At 36.8% G+C, this 23,940-nt stretch carries 21 protein-coding genes and 1 other RNA gene; 8 read left to right on the forward strand and 14 right to left on the reverse strand.

Annotation, left to right across the window (positions count from 1 at the left end; translation table 11 throughout):
* Positions 1–37 precede the first annotated feature (37 nt).
* The 13 genes from ybeY to PVV60_RS01305 all read right to left on the reverse strand — a co-directional run bounded on the left by ybeY (position 38) and on the right by PVV60_RS01305 (position 13,554).
* The gene (ybeY, locus tag PVV60_RS01245) at positions 38–529 is read right to left on the reverse strand and encodes an rRNA maturation RNase YbeY (protein WP_273722559.1); all 492 of its coding nucleotides are present in this window, start codon (positions 527–529) and stop codon (positions 38–40) included.
* Complete coding sequence (locus PVV60_RS01250) at positions 526–1,662, reverse strand: PhoH family protein (RefSeq protein WP_273722618.1); 1,137 nt, start codon at positions 1,660–1,662, stop codon at positions 526–528. Before PVV60_RS01250 ends, ybeY begins: the two co-directional genes overlap by 4 nt.
* Before the next feature lie 157 nt (positions 1,663–1,819).
* The gene (gene miaB / locus PVV60_RS01255) at positions 1,820–3,196 is read right to left on the reverse strand and encodes a tRNA (N6-isopentenyl adenosine(37)-C2)-methylthiotransferase MiaB (protein WP_273722560.1); all 1,377 of its coding nucleotides are present in this window, start codon (positions 3,194–3,196) and stop codon (positions 1,820–1,822) included.
* A 40-nt stretch (positions 3,197–3,236) separates the two neighbouring features.
* Positions 3,237–3,719 (reverse strand): ribosomal protein S18-alanine N-acetyltransferase, encoded by a 483-nt coding sequence (gene rimI / locus PVV60_RS01260; RefSeq protein ID WP_273722561.1) that lies wholly within the window; start codon positions 3,717–3,719, stop codon positions 3,237–3,239.
* Positions 3,719–4,405 (reverse strand): tRNA (adenosine(37)-N6)-threonylcarbamoyltransferase complex dimerization subunit type 1 TsaB, encoded by a 687-nt coding sequence (gene tsaB / locus PVV60_RS01265; protein ID WP_273722619.1) that lies wholly within the window; start codon positions 4,403–4,405, stop codon positions 3,719–3,721. Before tsaB ends, rimI begins: the two co-directional genes overlap by 1 nt.
* 752 nt (positions 4,406–5,157) lie before the next feature.
* Positions 5,158–6,186, reverse strand: a complete 1,029-nt coding sequence (locus PVV60_RS01270; RefSeq protein ID WP_273722562.1) for a YeiH family protein — start codon at positions 6,184–6,186, stop codon at positions 5,158–5,160.
* Between the two features lie 49 nt (positions 6,187–6,235).
* A complete protein-coding gene (gene recR / locus PVV60_RS01275; protein WP_273722563.1) occupies positions 6,236–6,841 on the reverse strand; it encodes a recombination mediator RecR in 606 nt (201 codons plus the stop codon).
* A 28-nt stretch (positions 6,842–6,869) separates the two neighbouring features.
* Positions 6,870–7,196, reverse strand: a complete 327-nt coding sequence (locus PVV60_RS01280; protein WP_273722564.1) for a YbaB/EbfC family nucleoid-associated protein — start codon at positions 7,194–7,196, stop codon at positions 6,870–6,872.
* A 14-nt stretch (positions 7,197–7,210) separates the two neighbouring features.
* The gene (locus PVV60_RS01285) at positions 7,211–9,139 is read right to left on the reverse strand and encodes a DNA polymerase III subunit gamma/tau (RefSeq protein WP_273722565.1); all 1,929 of its coding nucleotides are present in this window, start codon (positions 9,137–9,139) and stop codon (positions 7,211–7,213) included.
* Between the two features lie 222 nt (positions 9,140–9,361).
* An RNA gene (gene ffs, locus PVV60_RS01290) (signal recognition particle sRNA small type) lies at positions 9,362–9,459 on the reverse strand.
* Between the two features lie 1,536 nt (positions 9,460–10,995).
* On the reverse strand, positions 10,996–11,400 hold the full coding sequence (locus PVV60_RS01295; protein ID WP_273722566.1) for a hypothetical protein: 405 nt from the start codon (positions 11,398–11,400) through the stop codon (positions 10,996–10,998).
* A 562-nt stretch (positions 11,401–11,962) separates the two neighbouring features.
* Entirely contained in the window at positions 11,963–12,826 is an 864-nt protein-coding gene (locus tag PVV60_RS01300) for a prephenate dehydratase (RefSeq protein ID WP_273722567.1), read from the reverse strand.
* The gene (locus PVV60_RS01305; protein WP_273722568.1) at positions 12,823–13,554 is read right to left on the reverse strand and encodes a 3-deoxy-manno-octulosonate cytidylyltransferase; all 732 of its coding nucleotides are present in this window, start codon (positions 13,552–13,554) and stop codon (positions 12,823–12,825) included. The genes PVV60_RS01300 and PVV60_RS01305 overlap by 4 nt, the downstream gene beginning before the upstream one ends.
* Positions 13,555–13,658: 104 nt before the next feature.
* Here PVV60_RS01305 and PVV60_RS01310 point away from each other — a divergent pair, with 104 nt between their 5' ends.
* Positions 13,659–14,222 (forward strand): cytochrome c family protein, encoded by a 564-nt coding sequence (locus PVV60_RS01310; protein WP_273722569.1) that lies wholly within the window; start codon positions 13,659–13,661, stop codon positions 14,220–14,222.
* An 881-nt stretch (positions 14,223–15,103) separates the two neighbouring features.
* On the opposite strand, the gene PVV60_RS01315 is transcribed toward PVV60_RS01310, so the two are convergent.
* Positions 15,104–15,898, reverse strand: coding sequence for a molybdopterin-synthase adenylyltransferase MoeB (locus PVV60_RS01315; RefSeq protein WP_273722570.1), 795 nt, complete (start codon positions 15,896–15,898; stop codon positions 15,104–15,106).
* A gap of 87 nt (positions 15,899–15,985) precedes the next feature.
* Here PVV60_RS01315 and gshB point away from each other — a divergent pair, with 87 nt between their 5' ends.
* The 7 genes from gshB to PVV60_RS01350 all read left to right on the forward strand — a co-directional run bounded on the left by gshB (position 15,986) and on the right by PVV60_RS01350 (position 23,914).
* Positions 15,986–16,924 carry a glutathione synthase gene (gene gshB, locus PVV60_RS01320; protein ID WP_273722571.1) on the forward strand — a complete coding sequence of 313 codons (939 nt, stop codon included), beginning with the start codon at positions 15,986–15,988 and terminating at the stop codon, positions 16,922–16,924.
* Between the two features lie 143 nt (positions 16,925–17,067).
* Positions 17,068–18,114 carry a substrate-binding domain-containing protein gene (locus tag PVV60_RS01325; RefSeq protein WP_273722572.1) on the forward strand — a complete coding sequence of 349 codons (1,047 nt, stop codon included), beginning with the start codon at positions 17,068–17,070 and terminating at the stop codon, positions 18,112–18,114.
* A gap of 75 nt (positions 18,115–18,189) precedes the next feature.
* Positions 18,190–19,650 carry a phosphate ABC transporter permease subunit PstC gene (gene pstC / locus PVV60_RS01330; protein ID WP_273722573.1) on the forward strand — a complete coding sequence of 487 codons (1,461 nt, stop codon included), beginning with the start codon at positions 18,190–18,192 and terminating at the stop codon, positions 19,648–19,650.
* Positions 19,647–20,936: a phosphate ABC transporter permease PstA gene (gene pstA / locus PVV60_RS01335; protein WP_273722574.1), complete on the forward strand. Its 1,290-nt coding sequence runs from the start codon at positions 19,647–19,649 to the stop codon at positions 20,934–20,936. Before pstC ends, pstA begins: the two co-directional genes overlap by 4 nt.
* Before the next feature lie 51 nt (positions 20,937–20,987).
* Positions 20,988–21,746, forward strand: a complete 759-nt coding sequence (gene pstB, locus PVV60_RS01340; protein WP_273722575.1) for a phosphate ABC transporter ATP-binding protein PstB — start codon at positions 20,988–20,990, stop codon at positions 21,744–21,746.
* A 21-nt stretch (positions 21,747–21,767) separates the two neighbouring features.
* Positions 21,768–22,490, forward strand: a complete 723-nt coding sequence (phoU, locus tag PVV60_RS01345) for a phosphate signaling complex protein PhoU (RefSeq protein WP_273722576.1) — start codon at positions 21,768–21,770, stop codon at positions 22,488–22,490.
* 587 nt (positions 22,491–23,077) lie between these two features.
* The gene (locus PVV60_RS01350) at positions 23,078–23,914 is read left to right on the forward strand and encodes a cell wall hydrolase (protein ID WP_273722577.1); all 837 of its coding nucleotides are present in this window, start codon (positions 23,078–23,080) and stop codon (positions 23,912–23,914) included.
* The last annotated feature ends 26 nt before the right edge of the window (positions 23,915–23,940 follow it).

Below are 23,940 nucleotides of genomic sequence, written 5' to 3' on the forward strand. Positions count from 1 at the left end.
GCTTTAAATGGTATGCTGGTAATATTGATTTTAAAAGTTAAATTTTATCATTGATAGACAATTCTGCGTAAGGATCTTTTATAGAAAGCTTTTGAAGAATTTCTCTTTCGAGCTTTTCCATTTTATATGCTTCATCATCAGTTTCATGGTCATAACCAAGCAGATGCAAGATACCATGAACAATCATATGCGTTAAATGATCTTGAAATGTTTTTCCTTCTTTCTCTGCTTCGAAAACAACAGTTTCTCGGGCAATAATAATATCACCGAGCATGGGACCAGGTCGATTTCCAGCTTTAAGTGGAAAAGCAGGAAAGGATAATACATTAGTAGATTTGTTTTTGTTGCGCCATTGTGCATTGATTTGCGCCATATGTTCATCATCCGTAAAAAGCAGGCTAATCTCGCTTACAACATCTTCCAATGAAACATGATGCATAGTCGTCATTAATGCTTTTTCAGTAATATTATAAAGCATTTTCTCATCATTCCACCCTGCGCTTTTAACCATTATATCAATAATAATCATGATGAATCAAACTCATTTTTTAATGCATCATGTTCATCATCGCATGCGAATGATTTTTTTATATTTTTTATCTCGGAATTACGATCATAAGCACGAACGATAGCAGCAACAAGTGGATGGCGTATAACATCTTTTTCATCAAAATGTACAATTGCAATATTTTCTACATTTGAAAGAATGCGAATTGCTTCAATGAGACCTGACTTTTGCCCTGTAGGCAAATCAATTTGGCTTACGTCACCGGTAACAATCATACGTGTTCCTTCTCCAAGACGTGTGAGGAACATCTTCATTTGCATGGGCGTAGTATTTTGTGCCTCATCAAGAATAACAGCAGCATGGGCAAGTGTTCGTCCGCGCATAAAGGCAAGAGGAGCAATTTCGATGACACCAGAAGCTAAAATGCGATCGACTTTTTCAGCAGGCATCATATCATAAAGAGCATCATAAAGTGGTCGTAAATATGGGTCGACTTTTTCTTTGAGATCACCAGGAAGAAAACCAAGATGTTCTCCAGCTTCAACAGCTGGACGTGAGAGAATAATTCGCTCAATGATACCACGTTCTAGAAGCATAGCAGCATGAGCAACAGCAAGATATGTTTTACCTGTTCCTGCTGGTCCTACACCAAACACAAGTTCAGTATGCTCCATAGCGCGTATGTAAGCATCTTGTGTTGGAGTTCTTGCATGAATTATTTTTTTATGGGTACTCAATCGTGCTGGTATACGTTTCGTTGCAGATTTGTGTGTTCGTGTGTCTTCTTTCTGCTTCTTTGGTATATTTGCCATAGCAAGCGCTCCTTTTATATCTGATAAAGTGAGCTCTTGATGTGTTTTGGCACGTTCATAAAGTTGCTGCAATACATATTGCGCACGTTTTATAACAGAAATATTTCCACGGATTAAGACTTCATTACCACGCGGATGAATACTAAGTTCGAGTTTTTTTTCGATATAAGCGAGATTTTCGTCAAATTTACCAAAAACTGCTTTTGCATATTTATTATTTTCGAAAATCAAAACAACTTGGCTCAGATCTGAAGCGCTTGTTTGTTTCAAGGTATCAGCCTTTTCAAGGGACATATTTACTTTTTCTTCAATACGCTTTATTTTTTCGGTTGAAGCTTTCAGCCTATTCTCCATATCTACATAAATATTGCACATTTTGTTAAGTAAATTTTATAAAAGACAATTTTTTACAAAACTGCATGCTTTAGATGTAATCATTTTCTTTTAGAATAAAAGAGTTTTCTAAAATATTTATTTTAACAAGGTCTTAGAGGCATGTTTATCTATTTGTCACTTCACCAACAAAACTGTTTGAGCTTGCATTTTTAATATGAATTTCTATCACGCTACCTGTAGAGGCTTCTGTATCGACGACAACAGGTAAAAGCCAAGGGGAACGCCCTACCATTTGCCCTGAGTGACGTCCAGGTTTTTCGATGAGAACATTTGTTTTTTGATCAATTTTAGAACGCAAAAACGCATTTTGTTGCTCAAGAAGAAGGGCTTGTAAATGTTGAAGTCGAGCATCTTTTACTGATTCATCAATATGATTTTTCATTGTGGCTCCCACTGTTCCAGGACGGGGGGAATATTTAAAAGAATAAGCTGAACTGTACTGTACTTGTTGAATAAGTTTAATGGTTTCTTCAAAATCTTCATCTGTTTCACCTGGAAACCCTACAATAAAATCGCCTGAAAAGGCAATATCTGGTCGTGCAGTTCGAATTTTTTCGATAAGATGAAGGTAATGAGAGCTTTGGTGTTGGCGGTTCATAGCTTTTAAGATGCGATCTGAACCTGATTGAACAGGAAGATGGAGGTAAGGCATTAACATATCAAGATCTCGATGCGCGGCAATAAGGCTATCATCCATATCACGTGGGTGGCTGGTTGTGTAACGCAAACGCTTTAAACCATCGAGTTTTGCAAGATGATAAAGAAGATCGCCAAGACGCCAAGTTTTGCCATCAGCACTTTGTCCATGCCAACCATTGACATTTTGTCCAAGCAGCGTAATTTCTTTGACGCCCGCTTCGATGAGTTGAAGGGCTTCTTCAGTAATTTGCTCAACGGATCGTGATATTTCTGCGCCGCGTGTATAGGGCACAACACAAAAAGTGCAAAATTTATCGCAACCTTCCTGTACTGTTAAAAATGCGCTCACACCTCGTTTTCTTACTGCATGTTTATTATGGGGCGGCAAATGAGCAAATTTATCTTCAACAGCATAGTCTGTTTCAATAATTTTTTTTCCTTGTTTGGCTTTTTCTAACAATTCTGGCAAGCGATGATACATTTGCGGACCAATAACAAGATCCACTGTTGGAGCACGGCGCAAAATTTCACTTCCCTCAGCTTGTGCAACACAACCCGTTACACCAACCATCAGGGGTTTATCAGGTGTGCGCTCTTGACGCATAACGCGCAAACGACCGAGATCAGAATAAAGTTTTTCTGCTGCTTTTTCACGAATATGACAGGTATTCACAAGAATAAGATCGGCATCATTGGGAATTTGTGTTGTCACATAGCCTTGCGAACTGAGACTATCAGTCATCCGTTGGCTATCATAAACATTCATTTGACATCCATAGGTTTTGATAAAAACCTTTTTAGGAGCAACAGGAGGCGTATTTTTAGGATTTACTTTATTCATAGCGCATGTGTAAATGTTTTTTACACAAATCTCAATCTATTTACTTAAAAGTTTTTTGCATGATAATTGCATCACCACGACCATTTTTTGACGGGTAATAGGCAAGACGTTTAGAAATTTTTTGAAATTCAAAGCGTTGATAAAGGTTCAAAGCAGAAAGGTTTGTAGCTTCTACTTCCAAGAATAATTTTATAGCACCCTTGTCGTGAAGATGGTGAACTGTACGATCGATAAGAAAGGTACCAATTCCTTGTTGACGATAATGAGGATGAACAGCAATTGTGATGATTTCTGCTTCATCAAGGATGAGACGGCATAGGCAAAAGCCTAAAATTTGATCAGAGCTCTCAATGAGAAAAACTTTGTATCCGAAGATAGAGTGATCTGTTAAGAAATTATCAAAAGCTTGTTTTTTCCAAGAAGGGGTAAAACAATGTTGATGAATTTGATGAAGAGAAGCACTATCATTAACTTGTAGTGGAGCAATTCCAAAATTCTTTTTTGTCAATGAAAACTTGGACATTATTTTTTTTGTGGTAAAGCAAAATTGGTTTGTTTTTTTGCATCAGCGCTGCGTAGATAGAGTGGACGAGGCGAATTTTTTGATTGTTTGTTTGCAGCAAGATAAGCATAGCTTACAATATCAGCCGCTTCGCAGGGGATTTTCTCTAGGACAATTTTTTCGTTTATTTTATGGTTTTTAATATGCTCCACAACGACATCAGCAGCTGGGCCAGTCAGTCGGGTTTTTTGGGGCAAATCTTCGATGATATTTTCAATTGTTTTTAATCTCGGCGCTTCCAAAGGTGTGAGATCATTATGAAAATTTTGATGATAGAACATCTCTCTCCCTGCTTCAATAACAACAGTAATTGCTGATGCTGTACTTTTACTGTTTATGACTTGTGCTGCTAAAGCTTCAAGGGCACTCACTCCAACAGCTGGTATTTCAAGTGCTAATGCCAAAGCGCGTGCTGTTGCAACACCAACACGCACACCAGTAAATGATCCAGGTCCAATATTGACAGCAATACGCTCAACTTGATCAAGAGTCATATTGGTTTGTGTCATTATTTGTGTAATCTGCCCAATAAGTTTTTCAGCATGCCCTTTGTTCATGCGCTCATCGATACGCGCAATAACAGATTTATGACGAATAAGCGCAACAGCGCAATAGATTGAAGCAGTGTCTATGGCAAGGATAAGCATAAAAATATTGTAGTTGAATAATATGATAAACAAAAGGCCTGCTGCATTTTTTTACTCTTTTTATTATTGTATATTTTATTTGTAAGAAAGTTACTAGTGCCAATAAGCAGCAATATTTTTTATGGGATAGAACGAGATGTTGATTTGATTCTTATTTGTTTTCACTTTTTGAATGATTAGTTTGAATATTGTAAGATTCCCTTATTTTAAATCTACCTATAATGAAACAATTAAAGTTATTGGCTTGTAAATTACAAGTGGAGTTAGCGTGTGAATAAAAATTGTTGAAGAAAAGAATAAAAACCCCTTTCACGAATCGTTTAAATGTAAGGATTGTCACAACATTTTAAGCTATCAAATAGTACGATGATGCCACTTGTACTACATAGTAAGTAAAAGTAATTTAAAAATGGGGGGAAGCCATGATCCACATTATTTTTCAAATAAGAGCATATTCTATCAGTCTTTATATAAAAGCTTCAGAGTAATGAGAGCAGATGAAAGAAATAGCATTGTTTTGCATGGGTTACGTATTTTAATACTACGTCATTGCAAATCATTATAGACTGAAAAGCTAATTGAAAAAGCAAATTTGATAATTTTCGCTTAATATCACAGCTCTTTCAATTTTTTGTATAGAATAATGAGCAGTTTTTAGAACTTTTGCTGCTTTTGTGAAAAAACTGCTTCTAATATTAGTGAGTCCTTGGATTGATTGCATGCCTCGGTGAAAAAAATAATAAATGCATATTTCAAAATGTTATATGGTTCAGATCAATCAATCCTATCATGATAAGGCTACAAGCGCCAAGAAGGAGTATGGAAGACGTTGAAGCTAAAATAACGCGCCATCCTGCTTTTTTTAATGAGCGGATATCAACACCTAACCCTAAAGCTGCCATTGAAATGACCGTGAACAGTTGAGCGATAAGTCTAATCGGGTTTATAGCTGTTTCAGGAATAAGTCCGCTTGAACGAATAAGCATCATGATAATAAAACCGATGATAAACCATGGGACAAGGGTGTGTAGACGCAGGCGTGTTTGTGCTGATCGGCGATAAATGATTGATAGAGTAAAAATAACAGGGCCCAACATGAGAACACGTACTAATTTGACAATTGTTGCAATTTGAACGCTCACAAAAGATATTGGCGCTGTTGCTGCTAAGACCTGTGGTACGGCATAAACAACCATGCCTGCAAGCACACCGTATTGGTTAAATGATAAATTCAAAAGTGGGTATAAAAAAGGGAGAAATAAAATAATAAGAACCCCTAAAAGAGCAGTAAAAGCAATTGATGCAGCTACTTCTTCGTGTTTTGCTTTAATAACAGGTGCAACGGCAACGATGGCTGAGTTACCACAAATAGCATTTCCGCAAGCAACGAGCATTGCTAAATGTTTAGAGAGCCCGCAGATTCGACCAATGGCAAAGCTAAGGATAATCGTTACGAATATAACGAATATGATGCTTGCAAGCAAATTCCAACCGGCTGAAAGCACTGCGTTAATGCTAATGCTTGCTCCTAGAAGTACGATAGCAATTTCAAGAAGTGTTTTAGCACAAAAAGTTATACCTTTTTGAAAATATGTTGGCAAAGTAAAACAACTACGGATAACAGATCCTAAGAGGATTGCTAAAACAAGACTTTCAAGCCATGCTTGCCCAAAAAGCTGCTTTTCCACGACTTCTAAACCATACGCTAAAGCTGATATGAATAAACATACTAAAATACCAGGACCAAAGCTGTTGAAAAATGAGAGTTTTTTCTTTAGCATTTGAATATTCCTCCGTCATTAAAGAGCTAAAGGTTAAGAAGAAAAAGTTTTAAAGATTTGTTCGTGCTTGTACAGCTGCTGCTAAAGTTCCATCATCAAGATAATCAAGCTCGCCTCCTACAGGAACACCATGAGCAAGTCGCGTAATTTTAACTGAAAAATTGGAAAGCTGATCGGTGATATAGTGGGCAGTTGTTTGACCTTCAACGGTCGCATTGACAGCAAGAATAATTTCCGTAATGGGGTTTTGTACAACACGTTGTATTAAGGTGGCAATGTTGAGTTCGTCAGGACCTATTCCATCTAAGGGGGAGAGTCGTCCACCCAATACATGATAACGCGCGGCTAAAGTTTTTGCACGCTCAAGAGCCCACAAATCAGCAATATCCTCAACAACAATAATTGTTGTATCATCGCGGCGTAAATCTGTGCATATCGAACAAGGATCAATGGTATCGACATTTCCACAAACAGAACAAATGCCGACTTTTTCTATAGCTGCTTGTATAGCTGCTCCTAATGGCTCCAGCAATGTCTCTTTTTTTTTGATAAGATGAAGCGCAGCACGACGTGCTGAACGTGGGCCAAGACCTGGTATACGTGATAAAATCTGAATGAGATGTTCAATCTCAGGTCCTGCAATGTATTTAGACATATTTTTGTCCCACGGGGAAAAATCCGTTTCATGAAAATGGAAGCTTGAAACCTGAAGGGAGCGGTAGCCCTGCCGTTATACTTTTGGTTTTTTCTTCTATTGCGACTTCGATTTTTGTTCTGGCTTCATTATAAGCTGCCATAATGAGATCTTCGAGAATTTCAGCTTCCTCAGGTTTGAGTAATGAAGGATCAATTTGAATTGCTGTTATAATATTTTTGCCACTTAAAGTGATATTGACAAGACCACCCCCTGCAGTGCCGGTAGCTTGCAGATTAGCTATTTCTTCCTGAATCTTCTGCATTTTTTCTTGCATTTCTTTGGCTTTTTTCATCATGCCCATCATTTCACGCATAGGAATAGGTATCCTTATTCATCATTGATATCATTTTTATTTTTAAAAATATCAGCATTTTTAGAGGTATTGGGGAGTAAATCAAGATCATTTTCTTCTTTATTCAGTCGAATATCGACAATTTTTGCTTCTGGGAAATGGTTGAGGATTTTCGCAATATCGGGATCTGTTTCTGCATTGGAAAAAAGAGTCTTTTGAATCGCTATACTTTCCTCCTGTAAGGTTGGTCCACCTCCTTCATTAACAAAACTTATTGTCCAGCGTTTTTCAGTCCATTGAGATATCTTTTTTTCTATATCATGAGCAAGAAATTGTGGGGTATTTTCAGAAAGTCTTAAGGTAATATGCCCAGCTTCAAAAGAAACAGGATGAATAAATTCTTTAACAAGGAGTTTGAAAGGAGTGTCATTATGCTGTTCGGCTAATTGAACAATATCGTGCAAAGAATTAATCACTAGAGTTTTAGGTTGAGTAATCTTTTCTGTTGTTTGCGTAACAGAATGCGTTAAATTTGCACTCTTTTCAGAAAGATCAATAGATTGAGAAGTTTCAAGACTTTCTGTTACTTCTTGGGCTTTTGTGTTGTCAGGCGTTTTATTTTTAACTAAACTTTCCGGTTGTAAGGAATGATCTAATGGTTTTTTTAAATCTGATTGATCTGGTAATGTATTTGAAATGTTCGAGGAAGCATGGGCTTCGGCCATTGTTTCTTTTGTTATATTATTTGCATTTGTAGATTCTTGATGAGAAGAGTTTTTAACCAGTGTGAGAGATGTTTTTTCTTGCGTAAGCTTTTTTAAAGCTTCATCAAGAGTTGGTAAGTCAGCTGTGTGAGTAAGACGAATTAAAAGCATTTCAGCGGCTTGAAGCGGACGTGAAGTTTGATTAACTTCCTGTAAACCTTTGAGTAACATTTGCCAGTTTCGGGATAAAACAGGAACGGAAAGTTTTTTTGAAAAGTTTAAGCTTCTTAAACGTTGTTCTTCAGTCAGTGAGAAATCTTCCACTATTTCTGGTGTAAAACGTAAACGTGTAACCAGATGATTAAAATCGGCTAGTTCTGTCAATACAGTAAGAGGATCAGCACCTGCCTCATATTGACTGCGTAATTCATGTAATGCATTGACAACATCGCCCTTCATGATAAATTCAAAAAGATCAATAATACGTGCTTGATCCGCTAATCCTAACATTGTACGCACCGCAATGGCATTGACATTGCCATTGCTATGGGCGATCGCTTGATCAAAAATGGATAATGCATCACGTGCAGATCCTTCTGCAGCACGGGCAATCATAGAGAGTGCTTGATCTTCTACTTCTACCTTTTCATATTTCGCAATTTGGTGCAAATGTGCACTTAAAGTTTTTGATTCAATCCGTCGCAAATCAAAACGTTGGCAACGCGAAAGGATTGTAATAGGAACTTTGCGAATTTCTGTTGTGGCAAAAATAAATTTCACATGGGACGGTGGTTCTTCAAGAGTTTTCAATAAACCATTAAAGGCTTGTGTTGAGAGCATATGTACTTCATCAATAATATAAACCTTATAACGTGCAGAAACAGGACGATAGCGTATTTGTTCAATAATTTCACGAATATCATCAATGCCCGTATGAGAAGCGGCATCCATTTCTATAACATCAATATGGCGTCCTTCGATAATTTGTGTGCAATGTTCACCAAGAGAGTCCAATACGGTTGTCGGTTGGTCAATATCTTTTGTTTTATAATTAAGCGCACGTGCCAAAATACGTGCTGTTGTGGTTTTACCTACGCCACGAATCCCTGTTAACATCCACGCTTGTGCAATACGACCTTTTTCGAAGGCGTTGGTGAGAGTACGCACCATAGCTTCCTGACCAATGAGGTCAGAGAAGTTTTGAGGTCGATATTTACGAGCAAGAACACGATAGGCTGTTTCTACCGGTACATTTTCCATGAATATTTCCAACTTCGAAGTTTTTTATGCGTACATTTTGATATACAAAAGCATAGATCAATACTGTAGTCTCATATAAAAGGATTTTTTCTTAATCAAATTATTTATAGGATAATTTGATTAAAAATAATCAAACCCCTTCATTTGCTGCATACAAATGCCGCTCTGAAGATTAAAAATACCTCGCTAAAAGACAGCATAAAAAATAATTTCTTCAGCAAAATAGGAGGCTGGAACGATGACCCGTACCAGAACTCGTTGGAGCTGCTTCTTTCCAGACCTGACCCAGTTGGCGAGTAGTTCGTCCACCACCAACCTCCCAAGTTCATATTGTCGATTTGGAATGAAAAATCAAGCTCAGAAACGAAAAATATCTTAAGAACGATGAAGAATTTTCTTTTGTGTTTAATTTATTGACATATAAACAACAAAGAGACTGTGGATTTATCAGTTTTCATAACAGTAGCTCTTTATATTTATTTGGTATGAAGATATTTGCTCTCTTAGGATAATTTGAATGTATAATTATTTTCATTCGCTGCAATATGTAAGAGTTTTAAGGTAGATACGTTTGTTCTAAAACTTACGAAATTGAACCATCAAAAATTTACAACAGTCAAAGAAGCAAATAAAGCAGATAGATCATGTAATTGGCTAACATTCGAAAATTAGGGGGGAAGAGTGCTATTTAAATAATTATAAATATAGCTTTAATGGTGTTGCTTCTCTCACAAAAAAACAGAACATCTCAAACAGAATAACTTAATGTTGTACATTCACAGGCTTTTTAAAGAGCTATTGCTCAATACTCTATTTCAAACCCCGCTCGTAATAGTATACATGCTTCCCTTAAGGTATAAATCCCTTCCCTTGAGGTATAAATCCATTGTGCACTATCCTCTTTATGCTTAATAAAAGTAGACATTGAGCCCTCATACTATTTAACAAACCCCAATGTTGTGATCCCTTGCACTTGAGAGGCTTTATAAGAAGCATTTTATTCCTTTTTTTAATCGTTTTTACTCACACACCATTCCCATTTGTAACTTTCAAGGAAACGATTTTAATTGATTTAATATGAAAATAAATAATTTATCATGATGGTTCAATAACTTATAAAGTTACCCTTTGTTGCTATAGTGAATGAGAATATCAAATACGTAATATTTTTTCTTTTAACATATATTAAATATTGAGTAGATGTTATCGCTTTTTTTCTTGAGTTTTTATTCCCTTAATTATTAATAAACATTGATTTGTTGTATATTCCAGAGGGATAAACGTATGGGCTCTTCTTATTTGAGAAAAGATTTCATATATTTTTCAAGGGGCTGTACTCATGCAAGAGAAGATGCAACACTAAGAGCTATAGAATAAGGCAATACTGGTTTTATAAACTTGGATGAATATGATTTAAAATAGAATGTAGTTTCTAGCACAAAGAGCACTGAAAAATGTACTGAAGGTTGTTCGTATGGATCGCAGTGACGCGCTTGTATTTGGAATAGCTCTATTCATTTTTCTAATTTATTCTATTAGGCAAAATGAGAAACATGCCTATAGACAAAAATGTTACTTCTTTTCTTAATCTAAGTGATTTATGTAAATGCGTTCTATAACGCTTTAAGCTGAATCTATTATAGAGGCAGAACTTGTTTTACTAATTTAAAAATGAGTCTGATTGTAGAGAATACAGAACAATTTAAATTGCTGAAAAAATTCTTTAAATATTGATTTTATATATCTATAAAAAAGCCTTCCCACAAATCCAGCTTTAATAATTCATTACGCCAGATTTTGAAAAAACAAAAAACAGGATAATTGTACTGAAGCTTAGATGTTGATGAGAAATATTATTAGAAATCTCCAGCATCACAATCTATTCCAGTAACGTTTTCCTTAGTAATATTTTTAAAAGTATAATATCCTGATGAAGGGAAACCTATATCGAGGGATTTTACATCTTTGAGCGTAAAGATCTTATATTCTTTATCATGTATTATGTTCTTTTCATCGTCTGCAACGATGTGTAGTCTTTCTACGTCAGAAGGAGATGAGTATGATAAAGTAAAGGATACTTTTTCAGGTTTAAATGCTTCGCAACCATATTCAGCACCTTGCTCGATTGTATCGGGTGCACCAATTGTAACGGTTTCATTTGGCGCAAAATTCCATTCTCTCTCGCCAAATCCAGCAAACACAACAGTAGAGTAGGTGAGAATATTTGCAGTTAATAATCCTTGCATGAAGATTTTTTTCATTATCTTCTCCTTTTTGAACAAAATGAATCATAAATCAGATTTTATAAATAGGAAAATCCAAACGTAATTCAAAAAACAGGGTTAAACAGCATTTTCTAGCTTTATAAAAAGCACGTTGAAAATTATTTAAATTCAAGAGATTTAAAGACCTGTTGTCTCAATATACTCTGATGATAAGTTAAATTGTTTTTATGAGCTAATTTAGAAGTTCGTTATCTTTATTAGGATAAACTGTTAGAGGAAATGATTATGTTTTCTTAAGAATCTTTCTTTGAGATGAAGGGAAATGGATGATACAAGTGCTTTCATTTTCGATTATTGCTTTTCTTCATATAGGTTTTTGTACGTGTTGAATTACTGTTTACCATAATGTAAATTGTCAAAAAACATTATCGAAGCAATTTATATATTCTGTTAGCGGATATTATTATTCTTTTTCTGTTTTAGCCTCATGATAAAGCGCGTTTTGCACAGGAAAACGAGTTTCTCCAAGACACATTGCATTATAGGATTTTAGGATATCCTTCGGTATCAGCAAAGAATGATGGCAGTTTAATTGCTTTTATATATACGATGCTCGATCGTTTTGTGCTGGATAAGTACCGATAATACGCAGTTCTGCAGAAAAGAAAGATAATTCTTCTAAGGCAAGTTTCATCATCGGGTCTTCAGGATGTCCTTCAATATCAACAAAAAATTGTGTTGCATTGAAATTTCCACCAATTTGATAGCTTTCTAATTTTGTCATATTGATACCATTCGTTGCAAATCCTCCCATAGCTTTATAGAGAGCAGCGGGGACATTGCGCACTCGAAAAAGAAGGCTGGTGATGATTTTTTCGCCATTTTGAGGTTTGGGAACATGTCGTTTGAAGCGTGAAAGGATGACAAAACGGGTAATATTATGAGGGTTATCTTCAACATCTCTTTCAAGAATATCAAGTCCATAGAGTTCTGCTGCGATCAGAGGAGCTAAGGCAGCCTGTGAACGTTTAGCATTTTTTTTAATAAATTTTGCAGCTCCAGCAGTGTCAGCCGAAACAACGGGTTTCCAACCGTTGTTTCGTATGATTTTTCGGCATTGTGCAAGGGCATGCGTATGGCTGTGGACGGTTTTAATTTCGTCATATGTAACGCTGGGCAAAACCATTAATTGAAAATGGATAGGTAAAAAATATTCATCAATAATATAAAGAGATGATTGCGGTAAAAGATGATGAATGTCTGCAACGCGTCCCGCAAGAGTATTTTCAATAGGGATCATAGCAAGATCAGCTTGGCCACTTTCCACTAAATTAAGGGCGTCTTCGAAAGTAGCAGAGGGAACAGCATCCATATTGGGGAACATATTGGAGCAAGCAATATGGGAATTAGCGCCGTATTCTCCTTGGAAAGAAATTTTATTGGTTTGTTGAATTATTTTCATGCTAAAATCCCACGAACTCTATCGAGATCATGTTGTGTGTCTACGCCTAAGGGAATTGTATCGACTATTTCCACATCGATACGCATATTGTTTTCTAATGCACGTAATTGTTCAAGTTTTTCACGCATCTCAAGTGTAGAGGGTTTGAATGATACAAATTTCTCAAGTGCTTCGCGCCGATAAGCGTATATTCCAATATGGTGATAAAGAGGACCATCTCCATAAGGTGCTGTGGCGCGCGTAAAATAAAGAGCACGAAGGCGATTTTGAGAAAGCGGTGTACCAATGATTTTGACGACATTGGGATCTCTTTTTTCATTTTCTTCAATGATTTGAGCACCCAAGGTTGCAATATCAGTAAAGCTATTTTCTAAAGGGCGTAAAGCATGAATGATTTCACGAGGCATTATTGTTGGTAAGTCACCTTGTATATTTAAAATGGTATTGTAACGTTGTTCCGGATCAATACGCATCAAAGCTTCATAAATACGATCAGATCCAGATTTATGATCGCCTCGTGTTATGATACATTCATGCCCATAATCTGCAACAGCTTTAGCGATATCATTATGATCTGTTGCAACGATTGTACGCCCTATTGCAGCTTTTTTGGCTTGTTCTGCGACATGAACAATCATCGGTTTTCCGCCAATTTCAGCGAGAGCTTTTTGAGGAAGACGGGTTGAGCCTATACGGGCAGGAATAAGAATAATTGGTTCAAGAGTCATTGTAAGATTCCAAATGTCATCTGTGATGCATTTATGATGTTGTGTGTTATAAAGAAAAAGCTTAAACTAAAAATGGTAATGAAACCGTGAATATTTGAGTTTTTATGAATCGCCTGAGATTTATTTATTTTATTTGTGCTTGTTTATGTGTACTGGTCATTATTGTGGGGATTTTCACACTCAGCAATATCATTTACGATCATCCTACATCAGTCCAATATTATCATACAATTGCCAAGAATGATACATTTAAAGAAAAACAAAAAGCACCTGATTTTTCCCTATCACTAAATAGCCGTCTTCAACAAGGAAATTTTGAAAATGGCCGTAAAATTTTTCGCCAATGTGCCATATGCCATACTTCTGGACGCAATGAAGCAGGGCGTGTTGGTCCAGTTCTTTGGGAGATTGTTAACCGCCCTTTGGCATCAGCAGCAGGTTTTGCTTATTCACGGGCATTGCGTGCTCATTTTGATCAAAAATGGGATTTTGTAACGTTAGATCGTTATTTACACTCTCCACGTGAAGCTTTTCCTGGGACCATTATGTCTTTTCGTGGAATTAAAAATGACCAAGATCGTGCCGATCTTTTGCTTTATTTACGCAGTTTATCCGATCATCCTGTTCCTTTACCAATGGATAATAATAAAGCGAAAGAGCCAAATTAACTTATATCATAGATGTTAATTTTAGAAAGAAGTCTGATTTTTTTTGTAATTTTAGTTTTACGGTTATCAAAAGAGCTCTCATTGATGTTTTGTTAGGGAAACGCTCCTCACGCAAAACAGAACACATTTAACGTTGCATATTTACGCGCTTGTTTTAAAGAGATCTTTTATAAAAATGTACTCTTTATGCTGTCATCTGCAGATTGGTTTTTAAGATTTGTTTGCTTCACTTTTTCTACATATGCTTGTCTGTGAAATTATTGTTCAAGGATTATCAATTCATGAGCCGCAGCTTTCTGTTTCTGAACGCAATAATTATGTAATTAAAGCTCTCCATGAGGTTTATCTTAATCCTTCTATACACCATGTATTTTTCTTATGAACAGAGACTATTGATTGTTCTTATACGTGCAATAATCCTAAACTGCATTTTATGATGCTTGATGAATAGACGTTTCCTCTTGAAGTTAGAGGTGTAGATACAAATCATTGACCTTTTATAGTATCGATCACTAAAATATGACTTAGATTAATTATTTATAGGTTATGGTTTGAAGTAAGTACTTTCATGTGAGGCAATTTTTATGTGTGAATAGTAAAATAGTTGAATAGAGTTCTGCTGATTGTATTTTTATCTACTTCGAAAATTTTTTACACAAGAATACTAATGGCAGCTAAGTTTGCACGAGTCTCTGTCCATTTATAGACGATGACATGAAATTATGTTGATAATTCATTATAGAGAATTATTTTTTCACAAACGGTTTTCCATATTTGTGATAAATAATTTTCATTAGTTACAGCGTTTCGATGACTTATGACAAAACATCAGTATTTCACGTATTGCAAGAGTGCCAAAATTATTAGGAGAGGGGACATAATCATGATTCTCCAGGCTTCTTAATAACTATGGCATTTTCTTTATGATTTGAGCGTTTATAAGTAATAATATTAAATTGCGCTAATAATCCATTATAGAGAAGAATTTTTCCTACTAATGGCTCTCCGATGTTTGTGATCATTTTAATAACTTCCATTGCTTGTAGGGTTCCAATAACACCAGGTAAAACACCGATGATTCCAGTTTCAGCGCATGTTGGGATAGTTCCGTGAGCCGGAGGGGTGGGAAATAAGTCGCGATAGTGAGGATTATTGTCTTTATACGGCATAAGGACGGTTAATGAGCCATTAAAACGTTCTACAGCACCACTTATTAAAGGTTTTTTGCATTGGGCAGCGTGATCAGCAAGAAGATAGCGTGTCGTAAAATTATCACTTCCATCAACAATGATGTGGTAAGCATTGAGCAGTTTACCCACATTACTTTTATCTAAGCGTAGAGTGTGTTTTTCAACTACAACATGGGGATTTATTGCTTTTATAGTGGTTTCAGCACTGTCTGTTTTGCTTTTGTTTATTGCATTTGTTTTATGAATAACTTGGCGTTGTAAATTGGAAAGTGAAACGATGTCGTTATCCACAATTCCAAGGGTTCCAACACCTGCAGCAGCCAAATAGGTTAAGACAGGAGCACCAAGACCACCTGCACCCACAACAAGAACACGTGCTTTTTTTAGCTTTTGTTGCCCTGCACCACCAATCTCAGGCAAAATGATGTGACGTGCATAGCGTTCGATTTCTTTGTTATTTAATTTTATATCTGTTTCTTGTGTCATAAATTTTCTCTTGTCATAGTTCTTTTATTGTTTACTAAGTTTATGGTGCATAGACCAGTCTGCTTTTAGGATAGGGAGGATTTATTTATGAAAATTGCTATTCAGATGGATCATATTTCAACAGTTCGGATTCAAGGAGATACGACATTTTCACTCGCTTTAGCAGCACAAGAACGTGGACATTCTCTCTTTCATTATACACCAGATCGTTTATCTCTGTGCGATGGTTGTGTGATTGCACGATTAGAGCCATTGATTGTACATGATAAAGAGGGAAGCCACTATCAATTAGAAAAGCCTGTTCGCACGGAATTAACAGATATGGATGTGGTTCTTTTACGACAAGATCCACCTTTTGATCTCAATTATATTACAACGACACATTTGTTAGAACGTATTCATCCTAAAACACTTGTTGTGAATGATCCGGCATGGGTACGCAACAGTCCAGAAAAAATTTTTGTTACTGAATTTTCTGATCTGATGCCAGAAACATTAATTACCAAAGATATTGAAGAAATAACAGCTTTTAGAGAGACATTTGGCGATATTATTGTTAAACCACTTTATGGAAATGGGGGCGCTGGTATTTTTTATTTAAAACAAGATGATCGCAATTTAGCATCATTGTTGGAAATGTTTACAGAAATTTATCACGAACCTTTTATTGTTCAGCGCTATTTAGAGGCAGTACGAAAAGGAGATAAAAGGATTATTTTGCTTGATGGTACACCTGTTGGAGCTATTAATCGAATTCCGACTGAAACAGATGTGCGCTCTAATATGCATGTTGGAGGTCGTGCGGAAAATGTTGAGTTAACAAAACGTGATTATGAGATTTGTGAACGCATTGGTCCAGCCTTAAAGCAACGTGGTCTTCTTTTTGTGGGGATTGATGTGATCGGAGATTATATAACAGAAATTAATGTGACGTCTCCTACGGGAATTCGTGAAATTAAACGCTTCTGCGGTACAGATGTTGCTCATTTGTTTTGGGATGTTATTGAGTTCAGGCGTTCAAATTAATTTATTTGACAGAGGACCAAAACATGGTTTTAAAAAAATGATCCATGTTGCTTTTTTATATTTGTTATGTTGCAAATGTGAACTACAATGACTGTATGATATAAATTAAGAGGCTTTGTCCTCAATTTTTAGGGAGTTTATAGATGAACAGAGTGTTATCAATTGGAGTGGGATTGATTTTTACGCTACTGCTGTCAGCAAATGGAGGCAATGCGCGCGATCAAATACAGATTACTGGTTCATCTACAGTTTTACCTTATCAAAAAATTGTTGCTGAGACATTTGGAGAAATTTATCCCCATTTTAAGGTTCCTGTTATCGAATCGGGTGGAACAGGAGCTGGCATTAAGGAATTCTGCCGTGGTATTGGGGAGAACACCGTTGATATTGTTAATGCTTCGCGAGTAATGAAATCGAGTGAATTACAGTCTTGTTTTGATGCTGGTGTAAAAGATGTTGAGGAAATACGTATTGGGTATGATGGCATTGTTTTTGCAACAGATATTAAGGGTCCTGATTGGAAATTACAGCCAGTAGATGTTTATAAAGCCCTTGCTGCTCGAATTATTATAGACGGAAAATTGCAACCAAATAATGTTTTGAAATGGAGTGCAGTTAATAGTGCTCTTCCTGATTGGACGATAGCAGCGTATATTCCTGGAGAGAAGCATGGGACGCGTGAAGTTTTTGAGGAAAAATTACTTACTGAGGGGTGTAAAGAGAGTGGGGCAGTTGAGGTGATGAAGTCTTTAGGAATGGATGATAAGGAGATACACACTGCTTGTATTGCGGTACGTAAGGATGGAAAAGCGGTTGATATTGATGGTGATTATTCTGAAACATTTGCGCGTCTAACTTCTAATAAAACAGGGGTTGGTATTTTTGGTTTGTCTTTTTATCAAAATAATGCTGATAAGCTAAAGGTTGCCGATATTAACGGTTTTGCGCCAACAGTTGAGACAATTTCTAGTGGACAATATCCAGTTTCTCGTCCGCTTTTTTTCTATATTAAGAAAGCACATTTAGGTATTGTTTCAGGTTTGCGAGAATATGTTGACTTTTTTCTTTCTGATCAAATGATTGGTCCAGAGGGTCCTTTGGCTGAATATGGTTTGATTGTTTCTCCTGAAAAGGAGCGTCAAGCACAGCGTTCTGATTTTTCTGCTGGTCGAATAATGACATTGAAATAATTTGCAGGGAATAATTTGTTGGATTTCTGGGATAGGAAATTTTGGTGCTATTTTTTATAAAAACTGAAAGATAAAATGCGCATTTCCTTCATTGTTTTGCTATTATTGATTTTTGGATTTTGTGGCTTTTGTATTTCTTATATGCGAGCACGCACTCTTGAATACAGACAGCATAAAATGCATTCTCGTGCGTATTATTATGGCTGGTGGACATTTTTGATTACTGTTATCCCAGCTTTTATTTTTTTAATTTTTTGGGATGCTGGGAGTACAATTTATTTAGAATATAATGCCTCTCGAGAACTTGGGGCGTATAGTGCGCATGTAACAGGGACTGTAAATCACGATCTACTTTGGGAGACACTTCGAAGTCTCGTCAAAAAGATTTATCGCTTTGAGGGGAATCTTTCTACCTCTTCCTATAAGGAAGTGCAGGCACAATTACTCGCGAAGGGATTGATTTTACCTCATGAAGCATCGGATGATGTGTTCAAAATAGCACAGTCGTGGGTATTCTCTTCTGAAAAGCTTAAGTTTATAGGTTATGGCTTCCTTTTTGCTATTGCGTCCTTTGGTTTTATCTGTGGAATGATGCAAATTGCGCCTCATCAACGTGCGCGCAATAAGGTTGAATCTTTTATTATTATTGGATTAATTTGTGCATCTATTGTTGCAGTTTTAACAACAATAGCCATTGCGCTTTCTATGCTTTTTCAGACAGTAAGCTTTTTTCAGTCTGTATCCTTTTCAAGTTTCTTTTTAGGAACAGTTTGGGATCCGCGTTTTTCCGCGAGCGGTTCGAGCGATGAAGGTGGACAGTTTGGTTTAATACCGCTTCTTGCTGGTACGCTTTATATTGCATTTGTCGCTATGCTTTTTGCTGTACCTATAGGGTTATTTTCAGCTCTTTATATGGCTGAGTATGCTTCTACGCGATTGCGAGCAATTGTAAAACCATTGTTGGAAGTTCTTGCTGGAATCCCAACCATTGTTTATGGTTTTTTTGCTTTGAAGGTTGTAGGACCATTTTTACGTGATCTCTCTGCGTCTCTCTCAGATGGAGGTGGTTTTATTATGGCACAAAGTGTTTTGACCGCTGGAATTGTGATGGGAATTATGTTGATACCTTTTGTTTCCTCTTTATCTGATGATGTTATTACGGCTGTTCCACGCATTTTACGTGAAGGTTCTTATGGTTTAGGAGCAACGCAATCTGAAACAATTAAAAAAGTTGTTATACCAGCAGCGCTTCCAGGGATTATGGGGGCCATTTTGTTGACGGCATCGCGTGCAATTGGAGAAACAATGATTGTGGTTTTAGCAGCAGGTGTTGCAGCAAACTTAACACTCAATCCGTTCGAAGCAATGACTACGATGACTGTTAAGATTGTTAATCAATTGACCGGTGATTTTGAGTTTAATTCTCCACAAACTCTGGTGGCTTTTGCCTTAGGGATGACGCTCTTTGTTATGACACTTTTGATGAATATTCTGGCTCTTTATATTGTGCGTAAATATCGGGAACAATATGAATGAATGAAGATTTTTTTCCTCGTCGCAATATTAGCCTCAAGCGTCGGTATTGGGCTGAACGTCGTTTTCGCGCCTATGGTTTGATTGCCATTTTTATTGGTTTGTTTTTTTTATTTGCGCTTTTATGGTCTATCATTAGTCAAGGCTATACAGCTTTTTTTCAAAGTGAAATGACATTATCGATTTATTTGGATGAAAAGATCATTGATCCAAGTGGTCAACGTAAAACAAAACCGCAAGTACTCATGACGGCGAATTATCCACTTCTTGTACGCAATGCTTTAGTAAAGAAACTGAATATAGATCAAAATGATCGAGCCTCTCTGCGGGACATTAACCGTATGTTTTCAAATGGTATCCGTGTTCAACTGCGTGAAATGGTGACAAAGAATCCAAAACTGATTGGCACAACGCAAAAAATCAAAGTTTTGGCATCTGCGGATATTGATTCTGCTTATAAGGGACAGATTGATTTGCGCGTAGCAGAAAAAAACCGTAAGGTTTCTAATCGACAAGTAGAATGGATAAAGCGTTTAGCGCGTGATGGTACGCTTTATAAAACATTTAATATTGGTTTTTTTACATTTGGCGCTTCAAGTCGTCCTGAGACTGCGGGATTAGGTGTTGCGATCATTGGTTCTCTTTATATGATAGGCATCGTTTTATTAGTTTCACTTCCGATAGGCATAGCAACGGCTCTTTATTTGGAAGAATATGCACGCAAAAATAAATTTACAGATTTTATAGAGGTTAATATCAATAATCTTGCAGCTGTTCCTTCAATTGTGTTTGGTCTTTTAGGACTCTCTTTTTTTGTTAATTTTTTAGGATTACCACGTTCAGCCTCTTTTGTTGGTGGTCTTGTTTTAGCGCTCATGACTCTTCCCACGATCATTATTGCAACACGTTCTGCTCTGCGTGCTGTTCCTCTCTCTATTCGTGCAGCAGCTTTAGGACTGGGAGCATCAAAAACACAAATGATTTTTCATCATGTTGTTCCTTTAGCTGCGCCTGGTATTTTGACAGGCACAATTATTGGAATCGCGCAGGCTTTGGGTGAAACAGCACCTTTGCTTTTGATTGGAATGGTTGCTTTTGTTGTTAATATTCCTACAACCCCCATGGATCCAGCAACAGCTTTGCCTGTTCAAATTTTTATGTGGGCGGGTGAAGCAGAGCGTGCTTTTGTTGAAAAGACATCAGGTGCTATTATTGTATTAATGATTTTTCTTGCGATCATGAATATTTCTGCGGTTTTTTTACGTCGACGATTTGAACGCCGCCAGTAATTTTAATAAAACAACAGCTTTGATAAGATTTTTGTAAGGTGAATTTTTGTAATGAAGATTAAAATGCGAGGTCAGGATGTGAAGGTTTCTTATGGAGACAAAGAAGCACTCCATGGTATTACGCTTGATATTCCTGAACATAAAGTAACAGCTCTGATTGGTCCATCAGGATGCGGAAAGTCGACTTTTTTGCGTTGTTTTAACCGTATGAATGATACGATTGAGGGCGCTAAAACAACCGGTCTTATTACCTTAGATGGGGAGAATATTTATGACCAGAGGATTGATGTTGTAGAATTGCGCGCCCGTGTTGGAATGGTTTTTCAAAAGCCCAGTCCTTTTCCAAAATCTATATTTGAGAATGTTGCGTATGGCCCACGCATTCATGGTTTAGTTAAAACGCGCTCTGAATTGCATGATGTAGTTGAAAAGAGTTTGAGGCAGGCAGGTTTGTTTGAAGAAGTAAAAGACCGTCTTCATGATCTTGGAACCAGTTTATCAGGGGGGCAACAACAGCGTTTGTGTATTGCGCGTGCTATTGCAGTTAGTCCTGAAGTTATTTTGATGGATGAGCCCTGTTCAGCTCTTGATCCCATTGCGACGGCACGGATTGAAGAGCTTATCGATGCATTACGGCAAAATTATACAATTGTTATCGTAACGCATTCCATGCAACAGGCCGCACGTGTTTCTCAATATACGGCTATGTTTCATTTAGGGCATTTAGTAGAAGTTGGTGCGACTGAAATGATCTTTACCTCACCAAAAGAGCAACGGACGCAAGATTATATTACGGGGCGTTTTGGATAGGTGAATTGAGGAGTGTAAGATATGTCTATGAACCATACTGTCCGTTCTTATGATGCAGAACTAAAATATTTAAAAGCAAGGATTACAGAAATGGGGAGCCATGCAGAAAGGATGATTGAACGTTCTGTCGCATCGGTTGTGTGTAGTGATCTTCAACTTGCAACGACAGTGATTGCCGATGATGTGTTTTTAGATGAAGCAGAACGTGACATTGATGAAAAAGCGGTTGCTATTATTTGCAAACGCCAACCGATGGCTGTTGATTTGCGTGAAATTATTGGAGCCATTCGTATTTCTTCTGATCTGGAGCGGATTGGGGATATGGCCAAAAACATTGCTAAAAGGACTGTTGCACTTTCAGAAATACGCCAATCTGCTTCTGTTTATCATGGGCTTGAAACAATTACAGCTTTAGCGCTCAATCAATTAAAAGAAGTCTTAAATGCTTATACGAGTCGCCTATTAGAGCGTGTTGACGCTGTGCGTGAGCGTGATGAGAAGATTGACGCTTTGTATACTTCTCTTTTTCGTGAACTTTTGACGTATATGATGGAAGATATGCGCAATATTACGGCTTGTACGCACTTACTGTTTTGTTTAAAGAATATTGAACGAATTGGTGATCATGTTACGAATATTGCTGAAATGCTGCATTATATCATAACGGGTTACCATATGTCTTCTGATCGTCCTCGCGATGACCTTACTTATAAAGTTGGGGTAGGTGAGAAGAAAATAGATTAAAATTTTTCTTATATATATAAAATCAGTTTGTAGATATATGAGTATTTTCTACAGTGCAGCTATAGAAAGAATAAGATAACCATCTTATGGAAAAGCACAAAGAAGCAACGAAGAGTTTTTTCAGAGAAGCATGGCAGATTGCTAACTCTTGGTTTGACATATTTGTATACTAGATGATATCATTACCCGTATTGTGGCAGGAGGGGAGTTTTTTAGGGGAATTTCCTTTCAGATCATTTTGTGAAAATTTTATATTAAAGGGGATATCTGTATTGTTTTTTTTAATATCGATGCAAAGAGTTTTGGTATCCAAATTTTTTCGTATGTAGAAAAAGTGGATAGTGTTACTTTATTGTCATTGGAATGTGTGGGTTATTATGGCCTATATTGGACCATGAAGAATAACAATATTAATCTGTAAATTAAGAGTTTTTTATTTTTTATTTTGCATAAATACTTTTTGATTACCTCTTGTATTAAAATTTTACTAAGTGGTAACAATTAACTATGTACTTTATTGAGAGATACATTTAAAGCTCATTTCAAAACTTGAATAGCTCAGAGATTATAGGAATGTGTTGCATAAGATGAAAAAAAATCGTTGGAATGTTTTTGTTACCTGTTGTGTAGCGCCGTTAATTGTTGTGGGATGTGCTTCAAATCATTTAGAGACTGGCAAAGTAAGTAATGATAAGACAAAAACAATTACGTATCCATTGACAGAGCGTCAATGTCTTATGCGAGCGATGTATTTTGAATCAAATCGCACAAGCCGTGAAGGAATGATTGCCGTTGGGACGGTTGTTATGAATCGTGTTAATTCAACCGCCTATCCTAAGACGATTTGTGGTGTTGTTGGTCAATATAGGCAATTTGCTCCTGGTGTTTTAACGCGTCCTATGACGGAGAAAGCATCTGTTGCTCGTGTAAGAGAGGCGGCTGATGCTGTTTTACGGGGTGAGCGAGATAAAAAAGTTAGACACGCTAAGTTTTTTCATACCGCTGGTTTGTCTTTTCCGTATAAAAACATGCATTATGTTCAGGTTGCAGGGGGAAATGCTTTTTATGAAAAACGATCACGTGATGGGGAACTTCAAGTTCCTACAAATAATCGCCCTTATGATGTTGCTTATGCTTTTGCTCAAGAACGTTCTGGTCATGCGCCAAGCTTTATAGATGAAGGCTTAGAAAGTAGAGGAGAAAAGGCAGAGAAAAGAGCATCTCCTTCGATAGAAGTAGCACAGTCCAAAACGGCACATCCTGCGTCTTTTGCTATGGTACAGCTTGATAAAGTTCCTATTCCTGCCTCTGTACCTCAAAATCTAGCTAGGAAAGAGGAAAATACAACGATTATGGCTTTGCCTTCATCAGATCAGTTAAATGCAATTGTTGCAATGTTAGAAAAACGACACAGAAACTGGTAAGTTTTTTACGACCAAAAGGGTTATAC

The organism is Bartonella sp. AU18XJBT (assembly GCF_028618595.1).
GTDB lineage: Bacteria > Pseudomonadota > Alphaproteobacteria > Rhizobiales > Rhizobiaceae > Bartonella.

Excerpts from the sequence above, each read along its gene's own strand:
- ybeY (WP_273722559.1), bottom strand. The coding sequence starts at position 529 with ATGATTATTATTGATATAATGGTTAAAAGCGCAGGGTGGAATGATGAG.
- miaB (WP_273722560.1), bottom strand. The coding sequence starts at position 3,196 with ATGAATAAAGTAAATCCTAAAAATACGCCTCCTGTTGCTCCTAAAAAG.
- rimI (WP_273722561.1), bottom strand. The coding sequence starts at position 3,719 with ATGTCCAAGTTTTCATTGACAAAAAAGAATTTTGGAATTGCTCCACTA.
- tsaB (WP_273722619.1), bottom strand. The coding sequence starts at position 4,405 with ATGCTTATCCTTGCCATAGACACTGCTTCAATCTATTGCGCTGTTGCG.
- PVV60_RS01270 (WP_273722562.1), bottom strand. The coding sequence starts at position 6,186 with ATGCTAAAGAAAAAACTCTCATTTTTCAACAGCTTTGGTCCTGGTATT.
- recR (WP_273722563.1), bottom strand. The coding sequence starts at position 6,841 with ATGTCTAAATACATTGCAGGACCTGAGATTGAACATCTCATTCAGATT.
- PVV60_RS01280 (WP_273722564.1), bottom strand. The coding sequence starts at position 7,196 with ATGCGTGAAATGATGGGCATGATGAAAAAAGCCAAAGAAATGCAAGAA.
- PVV60_RS01285 (WP_273722565.1), bottom strand. The coding sequence starts at position 9,139 with ATGGAAAATGTACCGGTAGAAACAGCCTATCGTGTTCTTGCTCGTAAA.
- PVV60_RS01295 (WP_273722566.1), bottom strand. The coding sequence starts at position 11,400 with ATGAAAAAAATCTTCATGCAAGGATTATTAACTGCAAATATTCTCACC.
- PVV60_RS01300 (WP_273722567.1), bottom strand. The coding sequence starts at position 12,826 with ATGAAAATAATTCAACAAACCAATAAAATTTCTTTCCAAGGAGAATAC.
- PVV60_RS01305 (WP_273722568.1), bottom strand. The coding sequence starts at position 13,554 with ATGACTCTTGAACCAATTATTCTTATTCCTGCCCGTATAGGCTCAACC.
- PVV60_RS01310 (WP_273722569.1), top strand. The coding sequence starts at position 13,659 with ATGAATCGCCTGAGATTTATTTATTTTATTTGTGCTTGTTTATGTGTA.
- PVV60_RS01315 (WP_273722570.1), bottom strand. The coding sequence starts at position 15,898 with ATGACACAAGAAACAGATATAAAATTAAATAACAAAGAAATCGAACGC.
- gshB (WP_273722571.1), top strand. The coding sequence starts at position 15,986 with ATGAAAATTGCTATTCAGATGGATCATATTTCAACAGTTCGGATTCAA.
- PVV60_RS01325 (WP_273722572.1), top strand. The coding sequence starts at position 17,068 with ATGAACAGAGTGTTATCAATTGGAGTGGGATTGATTTTTACGCTACTG.
- pstC (WP_273722573.1), top strand. The coding sequence starts at position 18,190 with ATGCGCATTTCCTTCATTGTTTTGCTATTATTGATTTTTGGATTTTGT.
- pstA (WP_273722574.1), top strand. The coding sequence starts at position 19,647 with ATGAATGAAGATTTTTTTCCTCGTCGCAATATTAGCCTCAAGCGTCGG.
- pstB (WP_273722575.1), top strand. The coding sequence starts at position 20,988 with ATGAAGATTAAAATGCGAGGTCAGGATGTGAAGGTTTCTTATGGAGAC.
- phoU (WP_273722576.1), top strand. The coding sequence starts at position 21,768 with ATGTCTATGAACCATACTGTCCGTTCTTATGATGCAGAACTAAAATAT.
- PVV60_RS01350 (WP_273722577.1), top strand. The coding sequence starts at position 23,078 with ATGAAAAAAAATCGTTGGAATGTTTTTGTTACCTGTTGTGTAGCGCCG.